We start from the raw sequence: 23,900 nt of genomic DNA, 5'->3' as shown, positions 1-23,900 counted from the left end.
CCGCCCAGGGGTGCCTAAGGCACCAGGACGAGACGGCCTCGGATACCGCCTGCTTGGAGGCGTTTATGTGCCACGGCGACCTCCTCTAGTGGGTAGGTTTCCGCGACGCGCAGGGTTAGTCGGCCTGCGTCGACGAGGGTGACCAAGCGGTCGAGTTGGGGGCGGTCGGCGCGGATTAGGGTGGTGGTTACGGTGGTGCCGCGCAAGGGGATTGGGGTGGCAGCGACGTTGATGGAGACGAATTTGCCTGCGCCTCGGACGGCGGCGAGGGTTTGGGGGCCGAGGGCGGCGGCGTCGAAGGCGGCGTCGACGCCGCCGGGAACGAGGTCGCGGGCGGCGTCGGGTAGTTCGGCGTCGCGGGGGATGAAATCGGTTGCGCCCAGGGCTCGGACGGTTGATTCGTCGGCGGTGGAGGCTGTGGCGATTACCCGAATGCCCTGTGCCGCGGCGAGTTCGACGGCATAGCCGCCGACGGCGCCCGCCGCTCCGGTGACCAGCAGGCTGTCGCCGGGCCGCAGGCCGAGGGCGGCCAGACCCTGGAGGGCGGTGAGCCCGTTGAGCGGAATAGTCGCCGCGGCAACGGGATCCACTCCGATAGGTGCGGGCGCGACATTGACGGCCTCCAGCACGACATAGTCCGCCTGTGCCGCCAACGATACGTCGAGGCGGTCGCTGATACCGATAACCGGCTGTCCCACAACGAATTCGGTGACGTCCGCGCCAACGGCATCGATGACTCCCGCGACATCCCAACCGAGCCCCCACTGTTCGCGTGGCGCGGCGAACGCGGTGCCGCCGATCCCGTTGCGCACCATCAGATCCACCGGATTCACCGTTGCCGCAGCGACTTCGATGCGCACCGAGGCGCGCCCGGGCTCCGGCGTCGGCACCTCGACAACCTCGGCGACGGCTTCGGGACCGGGCCGCCGGACGACTACTGCTCGCATGAGTTTTCCTTCCTGTCCACTCGAACCTAAGCCGCTGTACTATCCATCGGGTAGTAGTTACCCAGAAGTGCGTAACGGGCAGAGAGGTGAGCAGATGCCGACGTCCACCGCCGCGCAACGCCGTGACCGGGAAAAACAGCGGTACGACGCCTACCTGGCCGAATGCCCGGCGCGCCAACTGCTCGACCGGATCAGCGACAAATGGGTGAGCCTGGTGCTGAACGCCCTCGCCGACGGCCCGCTGCGCTACGCCGAACTGGCCCGGATCATCGCGGGCGTGAGCCCGAAAATGCTCACCCAAACCCTGCGCGGCCTGGAACGTGACGGCCTGATCGAGCGCCGGATCACCGCCGCCGTCCCGGTCCGCGTCGACTACGAACTGACCGAATTGGGCCGCAGCCTGGGCCCGGTGATGGCGGCCATCAAGGGGTGGGCGGAGGCCCGAATGGACGACGTGCTGGCCGCCCGCCACGAATACGACCAGCGGCGTTAAACATCGAAGTTTTACGTAGTTTCGTCACTGTGACCGGACGATAAACGCCCAGGTCAACCACACGGGCGAAACAGTACATTTTCGCAGTTGCACAGGACACACGGTTGTCCTTCATGTGACCGGTGATCCGAAACGCTGCCGACCCGCCAGTAGCGTCGTAATCTGGCACCATGACGACGGCCTTCGATGACATGGATCTGCGCGATCTCGTCGGTCTGCTCAACGAGGAGGAGCAGCGGGAATTGCGCCCTGCGATCCTTCGTGTGCTCAATCGCCTCCCCGATCAGGAGGTACTGCGGCGGGAACTGCACTGCCGCATGACCAAGGTGTAATCGCACTCCAACTGTCCGGATAAACAATTCGGCCCGATGCGAATCCGCATCGGGCCGAATCTATTTCGAGTTAGCCGACCCGCAGCCGGCCGGGCGTCCACCAACCCCAGCGCTCGGCCGTGCCGGTCTCCAGATCGGCCGGTTTCGCGGCCGCGTACTGGTCATAGCGCTCCAGCGAACCCCAGTCCCTGGCCCAGTCGTTCTTCAGATAGGTCGGCACCGTCACCGACTGCGCCAGCATCTGCGCCCAACCGTTCAGACCGCCGAATTCCTCGGCCTGCCAGGTGTTGGTCGAGGTGATGGCCAGCGGATGGTCCGGCAGGATGCGGTAGTTCGGCACCTCGGCGACACCGTTCTTGTGGCTGAGCGGCCGCTGGCACGGGAACTGGAGACCCACCGCCCAGTCCTCCAGGATCGGCTGCTCCGAACCCAGGAAGCTGTTGAGCGACACCAGCTTCGGCATCCGCGGTGCGGTGAACGCCAGCCACTGGTCACCGATCAGGATCGGGTCGTTGGCGACGATGCGCACCGCGTCGGCGCTCGGATCGATCTTGTCGAGCGGGACGCGCAGGTTGCGCCAGGACGGTGCGGGGCCGATATCGCGCGGCAGATAGGTGCCGAGCTTCTCGACGCTGCCGTCCGGTTGCTTCTTGCCGTATTCGACCAGCAGCGACTGGCCGTACAGCACATCACCGGTGTCGTCGATGGACAGGATGCGGCCCGCCGCCGAGATGACCACCAGCGGCTTGTCCGCCGAACGCGGCGCCAGCTGATACCAGCTGGACGTCAGGTGCGCAGGCTGCTGAACGCCTTTCTGGTAGCTGCCCATCACCGGCGTGGTCGCCGGATCCAGGCCGAACGGCAGCGCGACGGTGCTGCCGTTCACGCCCCGCGCGCCCTCACCGCCGCCGGTGCCCGCGTTCTGCCCCTTCTCGAAGGCCGCGCCGACCGACTGGGTGGATGTATTGCCGGTGCCCGGCTTGACCTCGACATTGTCGGCGGACAGATCCTTCGCCACGCCGTTCGGATCGAAGCCGACCGGATCGGGCCCGGCCAGCGGGTCACCGTTCTTGTTCGGATGCGCCGGATCGTCGATCGGAGTGAGGTTGCCCCCGTTGACGTTCGGCTCGACCAGCACGTCATTGGCGATACCGCACGAATTGCCCTTCAGCGCATCGAAATTCGAGCGCGCCAGCGAGTACGCCGGATATTGATGGACCGCGCCCTTCACCAGCGAGAACACCTCGACCGCGACGATGAACGCGGCGACAACGGTCAGCGGCACGGCGGCGAACTTGCGAATCCGCTTGCCGCGCTTGGATTTCGGCGATGCCTCCGGCGGCAGATACTCCTCACGCAGCGCGAACCAGCCGACCAGCACCAGCGCCAGCCCGAACAGGATCAGCATCAACGTATTCGACTGGTAGCCGTGCAGCGAGATGCGCTTGTCGTACCACGGCACACCGAAGCTGGACACGTACCAGTAGGCGTTTTGTCCCGAGAACGCCACCGCGAGCACGAACAGCAGCCCGGCGAGGAAGATCGCGCGATTCTTCCTGGCTCGCAGCGCACTCGCCGAAACGGCCACCGCGGTCACCGCGGCGAGCGATCCGGCGATGCCCGCGTACGCGCCGAAGTGGTGGGTCCACTTCGTCGGGTTGAACATCATGAAGAAGATGGTCCCGAACACCACGCCCATCAACCGCCAGGTCGGCGCGCTGGCGATGCCGGGAACCCGCCTGCGCCGCAACAGCACCAGCATGGTGGTGAACAGGCACAGCAGCATGATCAGGAAGGCGAAGCGGCGCGACAGCGACCCGTCGGCCGTTTGGACGAACAGGTAGTAGTACCGCAGATAGTCCTCGTACCAGGCCAGGTTCGGACCGGTCGCCTGCCGCACCCGGTTCGCCTCCTGAATTCCGGCGAAGGTCTGATCGGTGTAGACCGCGATCAACACCAGCACACCCGCGGACAGGATCGGCGCGAGCAGCGGCAGTGTCGCACTCCATTTCCCGTAGCCCTGCGCCAGGAATTCGCGCCGCTTGCGCACCACGATCCGCACCATCGGCCGGATTCCGGCGAGCAGCGCCGCCACACACATCAATCCGGTCGGCGCGGCGGCCAGCGTGAACGCGGCGAACAGCACCGCCACCGAGGCGGGCAGCAGCCGTCCGGTCGCGATGGCCCGCTCGATGGAAACCCACGTCAGCAGCGCGCCGAGCGCGACGATCGGTTCGGAACGCAGGCCGTTGTCGTAGGGCAGCCAGAAGGCCAGGAACACCAGGCCGCCGGTCCACAGCGCCACCTTGCTGTGCCGCACGCCGCGCCCGAGCCGCGGCACCACCTCGCGGCTGATGACCATCCAGCAAAGGATGGCGCAGAACAGCGCGGGCAGACGCACCCACGGGCTGGCCGTGGAGATCTGCGCGAACGCCTGAATCACGTAGTAGTACCAGCCGAACGGCGCCTCCGGCACGCCGAACCAGCGGAAGTAGTTCGCCATATAGCCCGCGTGCGGCGCGACCCGGACCATGCTCAGGATGTAGCCGTCGTCGGAGGTGTTCGCACCGACGAAATGCCACAGCAGCAGGACGCCGATCACACCGCCGTCAGCCCAGGTCGGCTTCAGCCAGTTGGCGGGCAGGATCCGGCGGTGGCCGCGGCCGTCACTGCTGTCCAGTCTGGCCAGCGCGCCGAGCGCGATCACCGTGCCGAGCACCGCCGCGATCATCGCGACCAGCTTGATCAGGGTCGGGCTCGACGAGAAGCGGGTGTCCACCGTCATCTCGAGCGACAGACCCTGCGGCACCGCGCCCTGCAGATCGGAGAAGACGCCGACCACCTGCGGGCGCAGATCCGGCACCAGCTGACCCTCGATCGGGTCGCCCTTCTCGTTGCTGAGGCCCTCGAACGCCGCGGTCGTCCGCTTGATATCCGAGGAGATGACGATCGACGAACATTCGCCCATCCGATCGCGCGGCGCCGTCGCCACGACGGCGTTGCGGTCGAGCACATCCACCGCGGTATCCGTCACCCGGACGAACATCGCCTCCAGCGGGGCCCGCTCGCCCTGCGGCGGCGCGGTGGCCAGCAGCATGCCGCCCTGTGGCGGCAGCTGGGCGACGGCCGAGCACGGAATGGTGGCCCGCAGATCGATCGGCACCTGCGACATGAGCGGCGCCTGCAGATTTCCGAGCTTGCCGTCCTGCGGCCAGTTCAATACCGCCGTCGTCTGCGTCACCGGAAGGAACGGTGTCGCCAGCGCGAACAGCGCCCCCAAAACCCCCGCGATGAGCGCGATCAGACGCGCGATATGAAAATCGCGCGGAGCGACCGCGGCAGCGGGCTCCGGCTTGGTCAAGACAGCAGTAGCGGCGTCGGGCACGATTGGCAATGCTAGCTGGTGGATTTGATCACCGTGGCTTCGCCGCGAAGGGTTTGCGCACGACCCCGCTCGTAGCCTCCCAACTGAGGGACGCCAAACGTGACTTCGCTGGGTCGATAACAGACCGGCATGAAAGGGTAGGGATATGACCAAGGTGAATCTCGAGACGAACTACGGAAAAATCGTCCTGGATCTGGACGACGCGAAGGCGCCCAACACCGTGCGCAACTTCGTGGACTACGTGAACTCCGGCCATTACAGCGGCACCATCTTCCACCGCGTCATCCCGGGCTTCATGATTCAGGGCGGCGGCTTCACCCCGGAGATGAAGCAGAAGGGCACCCAGGCCCCGATTCAGAACGAGGCCAACAACGGCCTGAAGAACAACAAGTACACCGTCGCGATGGCGCGCACCAACGACCCGCACTCGGCCACCGCGCAGTTCTTCATCAACGTCGCCGACAACGATTTCCTGAACCACTCCGCACCGACCCCGTCCGGTTGGGGTTACGCGGTGTTCGGCACCGTGACGGAGGGCAGCGAGGTGGTCGACAAGATCGCCGGCGTCGCCACCTCTTCGGCGGGTATGCACCAGGACGTTCCGGTCGATGACGTCGTCATCGAATCCGCTTCGATCGGCTGACAATTCGCGGAACGGGCCGTACCTCACCGGGTTACGGCCCGTTCGCAATCCCTAGAGCGGCAGCAGGTGGTGCTTGCGCGGGTTGCGGGCAAGCTGCTTGTCGCGCAACAACTTCAGGGCGCGGCGCAGCTCCAGCCTGGTCGCCGACGGTTCGATGACGGCATCGATATAGCCGCGTTCGGCCGCGACCCACGGCGTCGCCATGGTGGCGTTGTAGAAGTCGATCATCTGCTGGCGCATGGCCGCCCGCTGCTCCTCGGGAGCGGCCTCGATTTGCTTGCCGCCGATCAGGCTGACCGCGCTCTCCGCGCCCATCACCGCGATGCGCGCGGTGGGCCACGCCAAATTCACGTCCGCGCCAAGCTGTTTCGAACCCATCACGGCATAACCGCCGCCGTACGATTTGCGGATCACCACGGTCACCTTCGGCACCGTCGCCTCGACGAAGGAGAACAGGAATCGGCCGCCGCGTTTGATGACGCCGATCTTCTCCTGTTCCACACCGGGTAGGAAGCCGGGCGTATCGACAACGAACACCAGCGGAATCTCGAACGCGTCGCACAGCCGCACGAAATGCGCCGCCTTATCCGAGGCCCTGGCATCGAGCGCACCCGCGTACACCATCGGCTGATTCGCCACCACACCGACGCTGCGGCCGTCCACCCGCGCGAATCCGGTGATTATATTGCGGCCGGCCGAGGCGCCGACCTCGTGGAAGGCGCCGTCGTCGAAGATGCGCAACAGGATGTCGTGCATGTCGTACCCGGCGTTATCCGAATCCGGCACAAGCGAATTCAGCTCCAGGTCGCTCTCGGTGACCTCCGGCTCCAGACCCGGATTGACAATCGGCGCCAATTCCTGGCAGCTGGTGGGCAGATAGCTCAGATAGTCGCGCACCCACTCGAACGCCGCCTTTTCATCCTTGGCGACGTGGTGGATATTGCCGTACTCGGCCTGGCTCTGCGCGCCGCCGAGCTCCTCCAGGCTCACATCCTCGCCAGTGACCTCGCGAATCACCTTGGGGCCGGTGACGAACATGTACGCCTCCTCGGTCGCCACCACCACATCGGTGTTGATCGGGGCATACACCGCGCCACCCGCGCACTTGCCGAGGATCATCGAAATCTGCGGCACCAGACCGGATAGCGGTTCCTGGCGGCGGCCCAGCTCGGCATACCAGGCCAGCGACGTGACCGCCTCCTGCACGCGGGCGCCACCCGAATCGTTGATGCCGACCACCGGGCAGCCGACCCGCGCCGCGTACTCCATGATCCCGGCGACCTTGCGGCCGAACATCTCACCGACCGAACCGCCGTACACGGTCTGATCGTGCGAGAACACCGCGACCGGACGGCCGTCGACCAGACCGTGCCCGGTGACAACGCCGTCGCCGTAGAGCGCCGACGGATCACCGGGCTTACGCACCAGCGCACCGATTTCCACGAAGGTGCCGGGATCCAGCAGCATATTGATCCGCTCGCGGGCGCTGGGAATACCCTTCTTCGCCCGCTTGGCTACCCCCGCTTCACCCGCCGGCTCCTGCGCTAACTCGAGGCGCTTTCGCAGATCGGCGAGTTTCTCGGCAGTGGTGCTCACTTGGCCCCTTTCGCCTCGATTTCCGCCAGCTTGGCGGTCAGGTCGGCGCCGATTCTGGCGACGCGCGGTTCGTCGACGATCTGGAGGTGATCGCCTGGGATGTGGATGATTTCGAGGTTCTCGATGTATTCGTCCCAGCCACCGTTGGGTCGGCGGTGGGCGAAACGCGGCTCCAGCTCGATCGCACCGTCGTGATAGCGGTCCGCGAGGTAGAGCACGACATTCCCGTCGTAGCGACTCGGCCGAACCTGTTGCAGCGCACGGTTTTCGACCCACGATGTCTTCTGATGCTCGAGCACGCCACCCGGGATCTTCGCATCGCTCATCTTGATCAGATCGCTGATCATCTTGAACTGCTGGGCGTCGTCGGCCGCTGCCAGTTTCTCCAGCGTTTCCCGATCCAATTCGCCCTGCACGCCATAGGTCTTCTTGGCGAAGGCCTGGTAGCGCTCGATGCGGCGGATCCGCTCTTCCGGACTGTTGTCCTCGTCCTCGACCGTCCTGGCCAGATCAATCAGACCGACGAACTCGACGGTCGCGCCCTCGGCTCGCAGCAGCTGACCGACCTGCAGCGCGAGCACCGCACCGAGCGACCAGCCGTACAGCACGTACGGGCCATCGCCCTGAATCTTGCGCAGCTCCGGCAGGTATTGGCGAGCCCGTTCCTCGATGGAACCCTCGACACGCTCGAAGCCGTACATCGGGGTGCCCGCGGGCAGTCGCTTCAACAGTGGTTCGTAGACCAGGGTATTGCCGCCCGCCGGGTGAAAGACGAAGACCGGCACCGCATTCGAACCCTCGGCCCGTGGCCGCAGCGGACGAATGAAGCCGTCCAGATCGGCACCGCTGTCCTGCAACTCACGAACGACGTTGGCCAACTCCTCGATGGTCTCCGAATCGAGCACATCGTCAACCGTGATCTCGGCGCCGACCCGCTCGGTGAGTCGCGCCGCCAACTTCTCGGCGACCTCCTCCTCGAGAATCGGCAGCGTATTGAAGATGCCACCCGCCGACTTACCGGTGACCACCGCCCAGGTGCCGAACGCCAACCGCTCGGCCGCATCGCGCGGCGGCACATTGTCGTCATCGTTGGGCGATTCGGCATCGGCGAAGACCGCGGCCGCCTCGATGGGCAGTGGCGTCGCGGGCGCGACGGGCTCCTGCGCCGCAGGCGAATCAGTCGGTGCGGCAACCTCGGCCGCGCGCGCGGCGTCCGGGGCCACAGCGTCGGTCGACGCCGAAGGCGAAACCGCTTCAGCCCCAGCGCTATTCGGCTCGCTCACCGAATCCGCGACAACCTGCGAATCCGCCTCGGCCGCAACGCTTTCGGTAACCCCGGCCGCATCCTTCACCGCGGCCGCCGGATCCTCGCCCGCCGCGAGCGCCGCCCGTGCCGCGGTGACGAAATCGCCACCCGCACCGAGCTCCCCGGCCTCGCCCGAGGCCTGCTTATCGGCCATGGCCTGGACCTCGTCGCGGTGGTCGACGGCGTAGCGCAGCACCTTGCCGACCTCGGTCAGGTTCGCGTCGCGCACGGCGGAGATCTGCAGCTGCGGGATATCGAATTCGTATTCGACCCGGTTCTTGATGCGCATGGCCATCAGCGAATCCAGGCCGAGTTCCATCAGCGGGATCTCCATCGGCAGATCCTCGACCGCGTAGCCCATGGATTCGGCGACGATCAGCGCGAGCCGGGCCTCCAGGGTCTGGCTGCCGTTCGGATCCCAGCGATCACCGAAGGTCTCGATGACCTCCAGATCGGCCGCCTGCTCCTCGACCGCCGGAACCGCTTGCGCCACAACAGGTTCGGGCAGCGGTGCGCCGGAACTGACCACCGCGTCGAGCAGCAGCCGGAAAGCGTTGCCCTCCTTGGCATGTACCTGCACCGACGCACCACCCGGATGCGGGGTGAGCGTGGTGGTCAGCGTCCCGGCGCCGGGGACCGCAGCATGCGGGATCGACGCGCCGAGCGAAACATCGCTGAGCACCTGCGCCGCAGCCGCTTTCACCAGCTCGGCCGCATCGGTCACCGCCGCGGCCTGCACCTCCCAGACGTGGCGTCCGTCCGGCAGCGCGACATGCGAGCCGGGCACCCGGGCGCTGCCGCTGCTGGACATCCGCACCTTCGGCCAGAATTCCTTGCGCAGGAACGTGGTTCGCGGAATGTCGGCGTACTCGCCCGCGGGCAGCAGCGACGGCAGGTCCACCTTGTGGCCGTGCACGTACAGCTGAGCCAGCGCGGCGATGACGCCCGCCGCCTCGTCCTCCTTGCGCTTGAGGGTCGGGATCAGCTGCGCGTCGTGCAGTCCGGCCGCGTAGGTGGTGCCCAGAACCTGCATCAGCGCAACGGAATTCGGGGCCAGCTCCAGGAAGGTGGTGTACCCGGTGTCGACGGCGAGCTTCACCGCGTTGGTGAAGTACACCGCGTGGCGCATGTTCTTGACCCAGTAGTCCTCGTTATGCACCGGGTCGTGGCCGGGCCGGTAGAACTCTTCCTTGTTGACCGTCGAGTACAGGCCGGCCTTCAGTTTGCTCGGCTCGATACCCGCCAGCTCGGCGGCCAGCTCGCCCAGCAGCGGATCCATCTGCGAGGTGTGGCCCGCGCCGCGGGTCGGCAGGATGCGCGCGAATTTGCCCGCCGCCTCGACCTGCGCGACGATCGCCTCGACCTGATCCTTGGGGCCGCCGATCACGGTGTTGGTCGGCGCGGCGAATACCGCGGTCTCGACCTCCGGGTACTCCGCGAGCAGCTGCTCGATATCGGCGGCGCTGAGCTCGACGATCGCCATATTCCGCACGTCGGCGTCGGAGATCATCGCCTCGCCCTCGCCCATCAGGCGCGAACGCGCGCAGATGACGCGAACGGCGTCTTCCAGGTTCAACCCGCCCGCGAGGTACGCGCCCGCGACCTCGCCCATCGAATGGCCGACCACCGCTTCGGGTTCCGCGCCGTGCGCGCGCAGCACCGCGGCGAGACCGATCTGGATGGTGAAGATGCCGACCTGCGAGGTGCCGACGTTGTAGTCCTGTGCGTCGTCCAGGAACATCTCCCGGATCGAGTAGCCCGCCTCGTCCTGTACCAGCTCGTCGACCTCGTCGACGGCCTTGCGGAAGATCGAATTCTCTTGGTAGAGCTGCTTGCCCATCTTGCGGTGCTGCGCACCGAATCCGGCGAGCACCCACACCGGGCCGAGGGTGGCGGGCGAGTCGGCGGTGAATACGCCGGTGCCCGGCTTACCGGCCGCGATGGCGCGCAACCCGGCGATGGCCTCCTCATGCGTCTGCGCCAGCACGACGCCGCGCGAGCGCCAGTGGCTGCGCTTGGCCAGCGACCGCGCCACATCCGCCAGCGGAGTCGCCTGTCCCGCATCGCTTTCCAGCCAGTCGGCCAGTTCGGCGGCGGCGCGACGGCGGCGCGACGGCAGGTAGCCGGACACCGCGATGATCACCGGCAGCGGTTCGGTGCGCTCGGCCGACCACTCCGGTTCGGGCTGCGCCACAATGGCTTCCGCCTCGGCGACCACATCGGTGGTCTCGATATCGCCGTCGGCCTCGGCCGTCACCTCGGGCACCACCGGCGTCGCCACGTATTCCTGCACCACGACGTGCGCATTGGTACCGCCGAAGCCGAAGCCCGAAATACCAACGGTCGCAACGCCGCTGTAGCGCGGGAACTCGGTCGGCTCGGTGACCACCTGCAGATGCGACTGTTCGAACGGGATGTAAGGGTTCGGACCCGCGAAGTTGATGCTCGGCGGAATCACGTTGTGCTGGAACGCCATCAGCACCTTGGCCAGGCTGGCCGCACCCGCACCGGACTCCAGGTGACCGAAGTTCGTCTTGGCCGAGCCGAGCAGCGCGGGCCTGTCGTCGTCGCGACCGCGGCCGACCACCTTACCGAGCGCCTCGGCCTCGATCGGGTCGCCGATCAGAGTGCCGGTACCGTGCGCCTCGATATAGTCGACATCCGACGGCCTTATACCCGCATCTCGATACGCCCGCCGCAACACATCGGCCTGGGCTTCCGGATTCGGCGCGACAATGCCGTTCGACCGGCCGTCGCTATTGACCGCCGAACCTTTGATAACCCCGAGAATCCGATCGCCATCGCGCTCGGCATCGACCAACCGCTTGAGCACGATCAAACCTGCGCCCTCGGAACGAACCATGCCGTCGGCATCCGAGGAGAAGGCCTTGATCCGGCCGTCCTTCGCGACCGCGCCGATCGAGTCGAAGCCGAGCGTGATCATCGGTGCGAGAAGCATGTTGACGCCGCCCGCCAGGGCGAGATCGGCGTCGCCCTCACGCAGCGCGCGCACCGCCTGATGCACCGCCACCAGCGTGGACGAGCACGCGGTATCGACGGCGACCGAGGGGCCACGGAAATCGTAGAAGTAGGAGATCCGGTTGGAGATGATGCCGGAGGAACTACCGGTCAGGCCGTAGGCCGCGGCCGAGGCGGGTGCTCCAGCATCCTCTTCCCCGAGGGACAGTGCGGCGATCAGCTGGAAATCGCTGGTGGAAGTACCGATGAAGACGCCGACCGGCTCGCCCCTGAGGCTGCTCGCGGGGATCCTGGCGTGCTCCAACGCCTCCCACGTCAGCTCCATCATCAACCGCTGTTGCGGATCGACGCGCTCGACCTCGATCGGCGACATCGCGAAGAATTCCGCGTCGAAGGACTTGACGACCTCCTGATCGAGGTAGCCGCCACGCGTATTGTGTTCGGCCACTTTCGCGGACACGGCCGGATCACTGGTGAATTCCGACCACCGCCCCTCCGGCCGCTCCCGAATCGCATCACCGCGATTGATCAAAAACTCCCACGTCGACTCCGGCGTATCGCCCGCACCCGGCAGCCGGGTGGACAGACCGACGATGGCGATATCGTGTGCCTCGCCCGGCGTGTACGACGCGTAGAAGGCGTCGTCCGCGGACTCCTCCGGCACCTCCGGCTCACCGTTGATGATCCGCTCCGCCAGCGCCGCGATGGTCGGATGCTGGTATGCGACGGTCGCGGTGACGACGACGCCGGTGACGTCCTCGAGGTCGCCGCCGAGCGCGAGCATATCCCGGGAGGCCAGGCCGAATTCCTCCATCGGCCGGTCGACCGTGATCTGCTCGAGCGGCTGCGCGGTCGCGTCGGCGATCCACCGGCGCATCCACTCACGCAATTCGGACACGGAAATACCCGTGGTGGCACCGGTTTTCAGCGCCTCGTTGCCGACAAGGAAGTCGGACGTTCCCGCCACGACCGCATCAGCGGCGGCGGGAACGATTTCGGTCTGGGGCGTGCCCTCGTTGTCAGCCATCAATTCCTCAAGCTACCTGTCTGCGTACCGGCCGCGCCGTGGAACTGACGCTCGGCGGATAAGTGTCGAGCCAGCCCTTGCTGGTTCACTCCTCGGGTGCATCGGGGAACGACTGCTGGGTGTAACCACCGCGCAGCGTCCCCTCCAAGTAAGCAGTCTTGCAGGCGCGCCGCGCGATCTTGCCGCTGGAGGTCCGCGGAATCGAGCCCGCGGGCACCAACAGTACGTCGCGCACGGTGACGCCGTGTCGCTGGGAGATGGCCCCGCGCACCGCGTCGGCGATCGGCAGCGGATCGGCCTTGCCCGCACCAGGTCCGCGCTCGGCGACGATCACCAGCTGCTCGGAGGCGTCGTCGGCGTCGAATTTCAGCCCGAGTGGCTACCCTGCTCGAAAACGAGGGCGGGCAGCTGGTTCGCGGGCACCGAGAACGCGGCGACGAATCCGGGCCGCAGCGCCTTGCTCGCCTCCTGCGCGGAGAACTCGAGATCCTGCGGGTAGTGGTTGCGGCCGTCGACGATCACCAGGTCCTTCACCCGGCCGGTGATGTACAGCTCGCCGTCGTAGTAGACGCCGTAGTCGCCGGTGCGCATCCAATTCGCTTCCGGCTCAGCGCCTTCCGCGTGGCTGTTGGCGGGCAGCCGGTGCACGACCCGGTTGTGGAAGGTTTTGGCGGTCTCGTCCGGGCGACCCCAGTAGCCGATGCCCATATTGTTGCCGTGCAGCCAGATCTCGCCGACGTGCCCGTCCGGCACCTCGCGGCCGCCGGTCTCCACCGACTCCGGATCGACGATAACGGCCCACTGCGAAAGCGCGACATAACCGCAGCTCACCTGCGCGATTGCATTCTCGGCCGAGGGCTCGACCGGCACCATCCGGCCCGCGTTGAGCTCGACGCGGTCCACGTAGGTGACCTTGGCCTCGTCCTCGGCCTTGGTCGCGGAGACGAAGAGGGTGGCCTCGGCCATGCCGTAGCAGGGTTTGATCGCCGTCTTGGGCAGGCCGTACGGCGCGAAGGCCTCGTTGAACTTCTTCATCGACGAGGTGGTCACCGGCTCGGAGCCGTTGATCAGGCCGATGACATTCGAAAGATCGAGCGATTCCCCCGGCTTGGGCAGACCGCGCGCCGCGGCGTGTTCGAATGCGAAATTCGGTGCGGCGGCGAAGGTTCCGGCGCCGTCGGAGACCGCGGCCAGTTCCTTGATCCATCGGTACGGACGTCTGACGAACGCGCTCGGCGACATGATGGTGATGTACTTGCCGCCGACCGCGGGCAGGATCACCGTCAGCAGACCCATGTCGTGGAACAGCGGCAGCCAGGTGACGCCGCGCGAATTCCAGTCCAGGTTGATCGCGTCGACCATCTGCAGCAGGTTCGTGCCGACGGCCCGGTGGGTGATCTCCACACCGGCCGGAACCCGGGTGGAGCCCGAGGTGTACTGCAGGTAGGCGATATCGTCGATGGCGATATCGGGCCGCACCCAGGTGTCGCCGACGCTGTCCGGGATGGCGTCCACCGCGATGATGCGCGGACGCTGCTGCGCGGGCAGCGAACGGAAGAACTGGCGCACACCCGCCGCGGAGGAGCTCGCGGTGAGGATGGCCGCGGGTTCGCAGTCGCCGAGCACCGCGTGCAGGCGGTCGGTGTGGCCGGGCTCGTCCGGGTCGAACAGCGGCACCGAGATGGTGCCCGCGTAAATCGCGGCGAAGAAGGAAACCACGTAGTCCAGACCCTGCGGCGCCAGGATCGCGACCCGGTCGCCCGGGTTGGTCACCTGCTGCAGTCGAGCGGCCACCGCGCGCAGCCGGACCCCGAACTGTTGCCAAGTGAGCTCGTGCACCTCGCCGTCGCGCTCACGCGAGTAGTCGATGTAGCGGTACGCCAACGTATTCGCGTCGTTGCGAGTGTGCTTCTCGACGTGATCGACCAGGGTGCGACCTTCGGGAATCCGGATGTTCCCGTGTTCGTCCAGGTAGTCGTCGAAAGTCTCTTCCATTCCTTCTTCTTCTCCTCCGAGGCACATCGCAGCAATACGGCGACATCGCCGCTTGTTACCTGTGAGGCCCCGACTCGCTATCGCCCGCGGGTGCTCCGAAATACGTGAGCAGGCTCGCAGATTAATGCGGTCTGCGCGGTGACCGCTATCGGCTAGATGTTCTCAAACCTCAGTCATGTTACAGAGAACAGCGGATCACTCGTCCCGCAGCAGGGGGATCACACCCGCGAAAGCGTCCATTTGCGTTGGGAACACACCCACATACGACATCGACGTGAGTTGCCGCACACGCTTGATGTGCTCGGCGATCTCCTCGAATGAACCGATCGCCACATAGGGGGAGGCGAGGATGTCTTCGACCGAGAGCTTGACGTCGACCTCGAGCAGGGGCGAAAGGCCCCTATCCAACGCGTTGAGCGCCATCTCCGCGGTCTTCTCCCGATCGTCGGTGATGACGACCGCGGTGATGGCCCAGTTCAGCTCGATCTCGGCGAACCGGTCCCCCGCGGCCTCCTTGATCAGGTTGACCTTCTCGATGGCCTTATCGATGGTGATGCTGGAGAGCAGACCCTTGCCGTTCTGCGTCGTCACCGGAACGACGGAGATGATGTCGGCGTGCTTGGCCGCCAGGCGCAGCATGCGCGGACCGCCGCCGCCGGTGCAGATCGGCGGGCGCGGACCCTGCCGCGGCCTCGGGGTGCCCTTGATGCCGTGCACCTGGTAGTGCTTGCCGTCGAAATTGCATTCCTGGCCGCGCAGCAGCACGTCCAGGATCGTCAGCGCCTCGTCCAGTCGTTCGAGCCGCACCCCCGGCCGCTCGTATTCGATTCCGGCGGCCGCGAATTCGTCCTGCTTCCAGCCCGCGCCGATGCCGACCTCGAGCCGGCCCTTCGACAGCACGTCGATGGTGGCCAGATCCTTGGCCAGCACCACCGGGTGGCGGAATGGGTTGGCCAGCACCGAGGTTCCGAGCCGGATCCGCTCGGTGGCCTGACTCAGCGCGCCGAGCGCGGCGATCGGGCCGATCTGGTCGCCGAGGTGATCGGGTACCACGAAGGTGTCGTAGCCGTATTCCTCGGCCTGCTGCGCCGTTTGGATGAACTTGCGCGCGCCGCCCTCCTGCTTGTTCCCCTCGCCCGCGGCGGCGAAGCGGAACTTGCGCAGCGGCGTGCCCAGCGCGCTCAACTCAGCATCCGCCGTAGTGGCCGGTGCGGCGGCTTCTGTCATGAACTCATGCTCCTGGCTGTCAACGAAGTTCCGGCGCGCCGCACCGGTCGGGCTTCGGTGCGGTCGCAATCATCAGCGCACTTTACAGCGTGCCGGAGAAGGTGAGTGCGGTTGTCGCGGCACACTCGGTCGGTCGCACCCGGCCCGCCCGGCCTGGCCTGTGCGAATTCACCAAGATGCCGGGCGAGCTCAGGAATGTTTCGGATGCGGGGCGTGCTGGACCAGCCCCTCGACCCAGTTGGTCGTCCACTCGGTGGCGGTGGTGCCGTCACCGTCGACGACGTAACTGTTGTAGAGGCTGTGCACCGGGTTGCCCGCGGCCCTCACCAGCGTCAGCAGGCTGGGAATCATATTGAACGGGTTGAGCGCCTGCCGGGGCGCGTCACAGATCAAATCGCCTGGGGCGCAAATGGTGTAGGTGCGGTCGGCCAGCTTGCCGAAACCGCCGTCGCGCGGACCGGTCATGGTGATGCCCATCAGATCCAGGCCGCGCAGCGCCACCTCGGCGCCGACACCCTGCGGAATCGGCGTACCGATCTGCTTGGCCTGCCCCGGCCCGTCCTCACCGGTGCGGCGGCCGTCGGCGATCAACATGACGCCGAGCACCAGATCCTGCGGCACCGGGCCCTTGTTCGCCCCGATCGATGCGGCGATATCGCCCGCGATGACCGCGCCCTGCGAGAATCCGGCGATCACATAGGTGGTGAGCGGGCATTTCTTGTTCATGGTCGTGAGCGCGTCCACCGCGCGCTGCGCACCCTCGGACCGGCTCACGTTGTAGGACGCCTGACCGTCCGGCGGCAGCGCGACCGGATTGGAGAACTGCGCGACGTACGGCACGGTGTACACCTCGAGCCGTTCCTTCGGGAAGTTCTGCTGAACCGGCCGGGAGATGTTGAGCATCAACGAGTTCGGATTGGCGGTCGGATTGAACGGGTCGTCGTTGCTGTTCGACTCCCAGGTGCCGGGAATCGAAAGCAGTTGCACGTCAGGACAACTCGCCGACTGCGTATCCGGCCGTCCCGGCGGCGGCTTCGGCCCGACCGGCGGCCGGTACCGGCCCGCCGCGATGTACCAGATGATGATCGCGATGACGATGATGATCGCGATCACCGCGGCGATCTTCGCGAGGGTCAGCAGGCACCCCGCCGGTCGCGACCGGCGGGGTCCGTAACCACGTCGAGAATTCACTGGCAGTACGTCTGCTTAGCGGCGTCGATGTAGATCTGCCCCGCCTTCTCCACCGGCATCTTGGCCGGATCGAAGGACGGATCGGAGCCGGCCATCGCGTTCACGAACGGCACGATGTCCTCCTGCTTCGCACCGGACTGCGTGCTCTGGCAGACGTAGTTCGCGACGCTCAACGCGATATCCGGGCTGGAGACGGTGATGCCCTGGTTCTTCAGCGCGTCCAGGAACTTCTTGTCCTTGTCGGTGAGCTTCGAAGTGTCGGCGGGCGGAACCGCGCCGGTCGGCACCGGCTGCGGGCGCTCGGGCGCGACGGTGGTCTGCGGCGCGGCTTGTGGCGCCGGTGCGGGATTGCCGGTGTCGCCCGCGGCGCTGCTCGGCGCGGCGGCCGAACTCTGCGCCGACGTCGTGGTCTTGCTCAGGGTCGGTGTCTTCGACGCGGTCGAGTCATTGCCACCGCACGCGGCGAGTAGGCCGGTTGCGGCGACGGCAAGCACGACGCCGACAAGCTTTCCACGGGTCCGATCCATGAATTTCTCTGTCCTCGATCTGTGCAAACGGGGGGAGGTCGCCGTCCAGGCTAGCGGCAACCTCTGAGAAGACCATGGCAATGTTCGATTGGCGGCATTCGCGGGCCCTGCGTGGTCACGCTGCGCTACCTCCTCCGGGCCTGACGCTCATGCCGCGTCTTCTAATGGACTTCGGGCTTTCCGTCCTTCACGGTGATGAATCCGCCCTGGAAGTTCTGCTGCACACCGCCCGGAATCGGGAATTCGTCGCTGATCGGATATCCGAGCCGTCCGTTCTCGAACCCGGTGTCCTTCCAGGTGTCCATGACCGGACCCGAGCGCACCGCCCACGCGCCCGACAGCGGACTCCAGTAGATATTGCCGCCCTCGAAGCGGGAGAATCTGCCGAGATCCTTGATCGCCTGCTCCTCCGCCGCCGGGAAACCGAGCCAGCTGTTCTCATAACCCAGCTGCGCGTATTTGCCGAGGATCAGGCCCTGCACGCGATGCGCGCCCGTCTTCTGGTTGTAGTAGAACGGGCCGTTCTCGAAGCCCTGCACCGCGCCGTCCTTGTTGGGCGTCTTCATTTCCGGGCCGGTCGGATAGCCGGCCGGGCCGCGTTCGTAGCCCTGTTTGCCCCACTCGTCGAGGATCGCGCCGCGCACCACCTGCGCGCCGGTCTGCGGCGTCCAGTACAGCGAGCCGTTCTGGAAGGTCTGGAAGCGGCCGCGCCCGTCCGGCAGCGGACGCTCGTCGCCGGTCGGCAAACCGAGCACCGCGGCCGCCGCCTGATAACCACCGCCGATCATCCCGCCCACCGCGTGCGCACCCGTGCCGGGCGTGAAGAACACCCGCCCGCCCCGGAAGTCCTGCGCCACACCGCCGTTCACCTGATACTCGGGGGTCAGACAGTCGCCGAGCCAGTTGTTGCCCGCGACGACGGCGCCGATCGCGCCGCCCACCGCACAGCCGGGTTTGCCCGCGTCGACACCGAGCGCCGACGCCGCCTGCGTCCACGACTGCCGCATCTCGAAATCCCAGTACGGCCACGAATGGGTGCCGGACGGACGGTAATTCACCTGCGCCGGAATCGACAGCTTGGCCAGCTTGGTGACGAAGTTCTGTGAGGTGAGCCGCGACAGTATCTCCAAACCCATGCCGGCGAAGTTGGTGCTGACCCCGGGAATCGCCGACGCCTGATCGAACGGCCCGGTGGCGCCGCTGCCGCTGGAGATGTACAGGCTCACGCCCTTGAGCTTGTCGGCCAGCGCGTACGGATCGTGGCCCGCCCACTCCGGGCCGTTCGGCGGCCCCCACATGGCATTCGCATCGAAGCCGCCCGCATCGCGCATCGCGTACTGGATGGCCTGCGGCATGCCGAGCGTGGTCGTGGTCAGGAAGCCGGAATAGGAGGCCGCGTATTTGGCGAAGCCGGGATTGCGCGCGGCCAGGAACATGGCGGCCGTGCCGCCCATCGAAAGCCCCTCCATGCCACGCACATCCGTGGCCCGCCACTGCCCCTCCAACAGCGGCGGCAGCTCCTTCATCAGGAAGGTTTCCCACTTGTAGTTCTTGCCGTTGTTCGGCTGTAGCCAGTCGGAGTAGAAGCTGGACTGGCCGCCGATCGGCAGCACGACGGTGACATTCTTGTCGGCGAAGAAGTCGACCGCGCCCGCGTCCTTGGTCCAGCCGCTCTCGTCCTCGGTCGCGCGTAGGCCGTCCAGCAGGTACAGCACCGGGAATTTGGCGTCGGGGCGGGTATTCCAGTCGCGCGCGAGCAGCAGCTGCACCTGGACCGGGCTGCCCATCGACGGCGAGTTCACCCAGAGCGCGACGCGGCGGTCGTTGAGCCACACCACCTTCTGCACCGAGGCGCCCTGCGCGGCGGCCGCCGGTTGTGCGCTCGCGGGTTGGGCGGCGGTGGATAGGCCCGCCGCCAGGGGTAGCACCATGGCCGTGGCAAGCAACGTCAACCGGATACGCGCCGCTCCGGCCCGTCGTCCGATTCTCCCCCATCTACCGCACGCGATCCCAGCCACAAAAGCTTTCTACCCCCGTAACCGGCCAGTTCCCGGTAAGACACACGGGAATAGACCAGCCAGTTCAAACGCCTCGACGAGCTACCCACCGCGACAACTGATTTCGCGAGCACATGGGTAGCTCGTCGGGTACGCCCAAAAAGCGACTACTTCGCCTGCCGCCAGCCCGTTAACCGGGCCGGGCGGCTCTCACGACCGGCGAAAATACGCGGAGAGGCGGGACAAGCCGCTTTTCAAAAATCACCAGGCGTTGGTGGCGTCCAGAATTCCCTTGCGGGACTTGGCCAACTGGTCCTCCCAGTACTTCCAGGCGTGGGTACCGGCCGCCGGGAAGTCGAACTCGGCCGGGATACCGAGCGCGCCGAGCCGGGCCTGGAACGCACGGGTGTTCACCAGCGACAGCGCCTCGAGCGCCATACCGTTGGCGGTGTTGAACACGCCGATGGCCGAATCCGGGTGGTCGAACTGGCCGGGGATGCCGTTGGCCGCCGAGATGTGCATCGGCAGGCCGCGCAGCTGCGGCGCGAAGACGAACGGGTCCATCCGCAGCCACTGCGGGCTCCACGGCGCGGCCATCGCGTCGACGTTGAAGCGGCCCGCGTCCAGCATCGCCAGGCGGATCGCCTCGCGCATACCCGGCGCGGACAGGTTCAGATAACCCGAGTAGGAACCGGCGTACTTGAACTGCTCGCGGTGGTAGGCGGCCAGCGCGAGCGCGGCGCTACCACCCATGGACAGGCCGATCACCGCGTTGTTGTTCGGCGAGACACCGTAATTCGCGAGGAAGGCTGGAAGTTCCTTGGTGAGGAAGGTTTCCCACTTGTAGGTGGTCTTCTGGCCGTTGGTGTTACTCGGCGCGTACCAGTCGGTGTAGAAGCTGGACTGGCCGCCGACCGGCATGACCAGGCTGATGTTGTCGTTGGCGAACTGCTGCAGCGCGTTCGTCTCGAACGACCAGGCATTGCGATCGTCCTTGGCGCGCAGGCCGTCGAGCAGGTACAGCGCAGCGTTACCGCCGCGAGCGGCCCACTGGACCTGTACCTTGATCGGGCCCATCGTCGACGGGACCACCAGATCCTCGTAGCCGCCGGACGGTACGCGCAGCGCCGGACCGGCGACGGCGGCGGGCGCCGCGGTGGCCATGGTCGGGGCCGCGGCGCCGGCGGCGATGGGTAGTGCCAGCGCGGCCGCGCCGACAGCAAGAATTCGATTACGCAAACCGCGAGGTGCGCCTCGCCGTCCCGACCTATCCTTCTCCGGCGCGGCGGCCCTGCCGAAACGCATGAATCCTGCTCTCTTTCTGCTGTTGTGGTGTGGCCGCGGGCCCTGCGGACGCGACAACACCCGTGCTGCCAACGAGACGCACGTCATGGACTTACCGGATCCCGACCTTCCGGCACACCCGACGGCGCTACATCGATCTGGTCACACTTGCGCTCGCTGGACGATATTCGGTCACCGATGCCTTAGCAAGGCCGAGGCAACCCGATGGCCGAAATCCGCCCGTGGGCAAGCTGTGATGGTGCGGTGACCCTATCGCGTCCGGCAGGTGATGTCTTCTCGGAACACCGAAAATTCATGCGGCGCCGCGAGATTTGGCATCAACCCAGATTCGCGCTCATATCCGGAAGCATCTTGAATACCTCGTCCTGCCAGTAATGCCAGCTGTGCACGCCGACCGGCGTGTAGTCGAACACCGCGTTATTCGGGCCGAGGCCGTCCATCCTGGCTTGGAAGGCACGGGTATTCGCCAGCGCGATCGTCTCCAGCGCCATGGCGTTGCCGAGGTGGAAGGCATCGATCGGCGCGTTGATCACGTCCTTCGGCCCGTTCATACCGTTGCCGGTGGAGATCCACAGCCGAGTACCGTTGCGCCGCAACAGCGGTGCGAACATGAACGGATCGTTGCGCAGCCACTTGGGATCCCACGGCGGACCCCACATGGCGTCGATGTTGAATCCGCCCGCATCCAGCAGCGCGAGCCGCAGACCCTCGCGCATACCGGGGGCGGAAATGTTGAGGTACCCCGAATACGAACCCGCGTAACGGAATTGGTCCGGGTGGTAGGCCGCGAGGGCCAGCGCGGCGCTGCCGCCCATGGACAGGCCGAACACCGCGTTGCCCACCGGGCTGAAACCGAGCCGGTCGCGCAGCGCGTCGCGCAGATTCTCGGTGATGAACGTTTCCCACTTGTAGGTGGTGGCCTGGCCGTTGGTGTTGCTCGGCGCGATCCAGTCGGAATAGAAACTGGACTGGCCGCCGACCGGCATCACCACATTGATGTTCCATTGCGGCAGCACCCTGGAGATTTCGGTGTCGATCTCCCAGCCGCTCAGGTCGTTCCTGGCGCGCAGCCCGTCCAACGCGTAGACGACGCGACGGGTGTTGCCGTCCGCGGCGCGGAAGACGCGGCTCTTGATCGGGCCCATGCTCGAATCGACCCAGAAATCGAAGCCCGCCGGATTGAAACTCGCCGTCGCCGGTGCCGCCAGCCCGCCGATTCCGAAGGGCACGGCCAGCGCGAGCACCACGGCGGCGACCGTGCGCCGCACTCGGCGGCGACCACGCAACCGGCCTTCAGCAATCCTTCCGCGCACCACGTCAGACCGCATCGACTCGACCTTTCGCCCGTTCGATCACCGTTGACCGCAACCGCCGCGCATTCGCCGCGCTACCGCTTTCTATAGGTCGTTATTCGGAGTCGACCCAGCGGAAACGCATGCCGATACCGGATCGTGATCAAGTCACGGCATTTGCCGAGGTGCGGCCAAATTATCCGAATACTGGTTTCCGCGGCCAACTCTCGGAACAGTCAGCGACCGATCAGCCAATCCAGGCGTAAACGACGAACCGCCCGACACCTCGATCGGTGCCGGGCGGCTCTGGCCGGTCGGGTCAGCCGATATTGGCCGACATATCCGGAATCATCTGATACGCCTCGTCCTGCCAGTTGGTCCAGGCGTGCAGACCGGCGGGCGGGAACGAGTAGGTGACATTGCGCGCCCCGAGCGAATCCATCCGCAGCTTGAAGGCGACCGTATTCCACATCGCCAACAGCTCCAGCGGACCACCCTTCGAGATGCGATCGAGCACCTGATCGAGCGGGATATTCAGGTCATCCTGCCGCGGCAGGCCGTTACCCGCGGCGACCCACAGCTTGGTGCCGTTGTTGATCAGCGTCGGCGCGAAGACGAACGGGTCCATCCGCAGCCACTGCGGACCCCACGGCGGCGCCATCGAGTCGACGTTGTAGCCGCCCGCGTCGATCATCGCGGTCCGGATCGCCTCGCGCATACCCGGTGCGGAGATATTCAGATAACCGGAGAAGGCGCCGGCGTAGCTGTAGTGATCGGGGTGGTAGGCGGCCAGGGTCAGCGCGGCGCTACCGCCCATGGACAGGCCGAACACACCGTTGCGGTTCGGGTTGAACCCGAGCCGGTCACGCAGGGCCGGACGCAGATCGTTCTCGAGGAAGGTCTCCCACTGGTACCGGTAGCTCTTGCCCGGACCGGCCGCGAGGATGTTCAGCCCGCCGGAACCCGAACTCGAACCGGTGCCCGGCGGAATGCCGAAGAAGTTGCTCGGCGCATTCCAGTCGGCATAGAAGCTGGACTGTCCGCCCACCGGCATAACGACGTTCATATTCCAGTCGGCCAGCGTCTGCGGGACGTTGGTTTCGATCTCCCACCCGTTCAGATCCTCACGGGCGCGCATACCGTCGAGCACATAGACCACGCGATCGGTGTTGCCGTCCCTGGCGCGGATGATGCGCGACTTGATCGGGCCCATCGGCGAATCGACCCAGAAGTCGAATGCACCGGGGTTGAAGGCCGCCGATGCGGTTGCGCCGCCGACGAGCGTGATCCCGAGCGGCAGTAGCAGCGCGGTGACCAATCCGATGACCATCCGCCGCGCCCATGATCCGGACGCTGCCGAGCTACCGGGCCTACGTTTCCAGCGCCTATCTCGCATTCGACTCGACCTTTCATTCGAGCGGCGGTCAGCAAATATCGAGCTAGCCGACCTACCACCTCATCGCGCACCATCAGTCACAGCCCATGATTTCCAGGGCATTCCGACCTGTATGCATGTTCTCCAAGTATCAATCGACGGAGAATGCTTACATGTTGCTGGAAAGTGATTCATGCCACAACTGAACCCGGCGCTCGACGCGGATTCGTTGCCGAGGCGGTAGCCGATTCGCGATATTCACAGTGGCCGAAAACGGAAAAAG

At 66.2% G+C, this 23,900-nt stretch carries 14 protein-coding genes and 1 pseudogene; 3 read left to right on the top strand and 12 right to left on the bottom strand.

Annotated features, from left to right (window positions below; translation table 11 throughout):
- Positions 1-14 precede the first annotated feature (14 nt).
- Complete coding sequence (locus tag F5544_RS00910; RefSeq protein WP_167471415.1) at positions 15-947, bottom strand: NADP-dependent oxidoreductase; 933 nt, start codon at positions 945-947, stop codon at positions 15-17.
- Positions 948-1,041: 94 nt separating this feature from the next.
- On the opposite strand from F5544_RS00910, the gene F5544_RS00905 reads away from it, so the two are divergent.
- Both F5544_RS00905 and F5544_RS00900 read left to right on the top strand, forming a co-directional pair.
- The gene (locus tag F5544_RS00905) at positions 1,042-1,440 is read left to right on the top strand and encodes a winged helix-turn-helix transcriptional regulator (RefSeq protein ID WP_167471414.1); all 399 of its coding nucleotides are present in this window, start codon (positions 1,042-1,044) and stop codon (positions 1,438-1,440) included.
- 170 nt (positions 1,441-1,610) lie between these two features.
- On the top strand, positions 1,611-1,772 hold the full coding sequence (locus F5544_RS00900) for a hypothetical protein (RefSeq protein WP_167471413.1): 162 nt from the start codon (positions 1,611-1,613) through the stop codon (positions 1,770-1,772).
- A 70-nt stretch (positions 1,773-1,842) separates the two neighbouring features.
- Here F5544_RS00900 and F5544_RS00895 read toward each other — a convergent pair whose 3' ends face one another.
- Positions 1,843-5,157, bottom strand: coding sequence for an arabinosyltransferase domain-containing protein (locus F5544_RS00895; RefSeq protein ID WP_167471412.1), 3,315 nt, complete (start codon positions 5,155-5,157; stop codon positions 1,843-1,845).
- A 145-nt stretch (positions 5,158-5,302) separates the two neighbouring features.
- On the opposite strand from F5544_RS00895, the gene F5544_RS00890 reads away from it, so the two are divergent.
- Positions 5,303-5,800 (top strand): peptidylprolyl isomerase, encoded by a 498-nt coding sequence (locus F5544_RS00890; protein WP_167471411.1) that lies wholly within the window; start codon positions 5,303-5,305, stop codon positions 5,798-5,800.
- Between the two features lie 51 nt (positions 5,801-5,851).
- Here the strand turns inward: F5544_RS00890 and F5544_RS00885 are convergent, their stop codons facing one another.
- The 10 genes and pseudogenes from F5544_RS00885 to F5544_RS00840 form a co-directional block, all read right to left on the bottom strand.
- Positions 5,852-7,396 carry an acyl-CoA carboxylase subunit beta gene (locus tag F5544_RS00885; RefSeq protein WP_167471410.1) on the bottom strand — a complete coding sequence of 515 codons (1,545 nt, stop codon included), beginning with the start codon at positions 7,394-7,396 and terminating at the stop codon, positions 5,852-5,854.
- Positions 7,393-12,708, bottom strand: a complete 5,316-nt coding sequence (pks13, locus tag F5544_RS00880) for a polyketide synthase Pks13 (protein ID WP_167471409.1) — start codon at positions 12,706-12,708, stop codon at positions 7,393-7,395. Before pks13 ends, F5544_RS00885 begins: the two co-directional genes overlap by 4 nt.
- 85 nt (positions 12,709-12,793) lie before the next feature.
- Positions 12,794-14,703, bottom strand: a pseudogene (gene fadD32, locus F5544_RS00875) (long-chain-fatty-acid--AMP ligase FadD32).
- A 195-nt stretch (positions 14,704-14,898) separates the two neighbouring features.
- Positions 14,899-15,930: an LLM class F420-dependent oxidoreductase gene (locus F5544_RS00870; RefSeq protein ID WP_167471408.1), complete on the bottom strand. Its 1,032-nt coding sequence runs from the start codon at positions 15,928-15,930 to the stop codon at positions 14,899-14,901.
- A gap of 189 nt (positions 15,931-16,119) precedes the next feature.
- Entirely contained in the window at positions 16,120-17,121 is a 1,002-nt protein-coding gene (locus F5544_RS00865) for a cutinase family protein (RefSeq protein ID WP_167471407.1), read from the bottom strand.
- On the bottom strand, positions 17,118-17,648 hold the full coding sequence (locus F5544_RS00860) for a DUF732 domain-containing protein (RefSeq protein ID WP_167471406.1): 531 nt from the start codon (positions 17,646-17,648) through the stop codon (positions 17,118-17,120). Before F5544_RS00860 ends, F5544_RS00865 begins: the two co-directional genes overlap by 4 nt.
- 161 nt (positions 17,649-17,809) lie before the next feature.
- Positions 17,810-19,579, bottom strand: coding sequence for an alpha/beta hydrolase-fold protein (locus F5544_RS00855; RefSeq protein ID WP_167471405.1), 1,770 nt, complete (start codon positions 19,577-19,579; stop codon positions 17,810-17,812).
- Positions 19,580-19,906: 327 nt separating this feature from the next.
- Positions 19,907-20,950 (bottom strand): alpha/beta hydrolase, encoded by a 1,044-nt coding sequence (locus tag F5544_RS00850; RefSeq protein ID WP_167471404.1) that lies wholly within the window; start codon positions 20,948-20,950, stop codon positions 19,907-19,909.
- 317 nt (positions 20,951-21,267) lie between these two features.
- Complete coding sequence (locus tag F5544_RS00845) at positions 21,268-22,278, bottom strand: alpha/beta hydrolase (RefSeq protein WP_167471403.1); 1,011 nt, start codon at positions 22,276-22,278, stop codon at positions 21,268-21,270.
- 283 nt (positions 22,279-22,561) lie between these two features.
- On the bottom strand, positions 22,562-23,638 hold the full coding sequence (locus tag F5544_RS00840) for an alpha/beta hydrolase (RefSeq protein ID WP_167471402.1): 1,077 nt from the start codon (positions 23,636-23,638) through the stop codon (positions 22,562-22,564).
- Between the last annotated feature and the right edge of the window lie 262 nt (positions 23,639-23,900).

Origin of the sequence: Nocardia arthritidis (assembly GCF_011801145.1) — a bacterium.
GTDB classification, from domain to species: Bacteria; Actinomycetota; Actinomycetes; order Mycobacteriales; family Mycobacteriaceae; genus Nocardia; species Nocardia arthritidis_A.
The sequence above is the reverse complement of the archived record's forward strand: the minus strand, read 5'-3'. Positions and strand labels throughout refer to the sequence as shown.

Coding starts and splice junctions, on each gene's coding strand:
- F5544_RS00870 (WP_167471408.1), bottom strand. CDS start 15,930: ATGACAGAAGCCGCCGCACCGGCCACTACGGCGGATGCTGAGTTGAGC.
- F5544_RS00905 (WP_167471414.1), top strand. CDS start 1,042: ATGCCGACGTCCACCGCCGCGCAACGCCGTGACCGGGAAAAACAGCGG.
- F5544_RS00900 (WP_167471413.1), top strand. CDS start 1,611: ATGACGACGGCCTTCGATGACATGGATCTGCGCGATCTCGTCGGTCTG.
- F5544_RS00855 (WP_167471405.1), bottom strand. CDS start 19,579: ATGGTGCTACCCCTGGCGGCGGGCCTATCCACCGCCGCCCAACCCGCG.
- F5544_RS00845 (WP_167471403.1), bottom strand. CDS start 22,278: ATGCGGTCTGACGTGGTGCGCGGAAGGATTGCTGAAGGCCGGTTGCGT.
- F5544_RS00850 (WP_167471404.1), bottom strand. CDS start 20,950: ATGCGTTTCGGCAGGGCCGCCGCGCCGGAGAAGGATAGGTCGGGACGG.
- F5544_RS00860 (WP_167471406.1), bottom strand. CDS start 17,648: ATGGATCGGACCCGTGGAAAGCTTGTCGGCGTCGTGCTTGCCGTCGCC.
- pks13 (WP_167471409.1), bottom strand. CDS start 12,708: ATGGCTGACAACGAGGGCACGCCCCAGACCGAAATCGTTCCCGCCGCC.
- F5544_RS00910 (WP_167471415.1), bottom strand. CDS start 947: ATGCGAGCAGTAGTCGTCCGGCGGCCCGGTCCCGAAGCCGTCGCCGAG.
- F5544_RS00840 (WP_167471402.1), bottom strand. CDS start 23,638: ATGCGAGATAGGCGCTGGAAACGTAGGCCCGGTAGCTCGGCAGCGTCC.
- F5544_RS00890 (WP_167471411.1), top strand. CDS start 5,303: ATGACCAAGGTGAATCTCGAGACGAACTACGGAAAAATCGTCCTGGAT.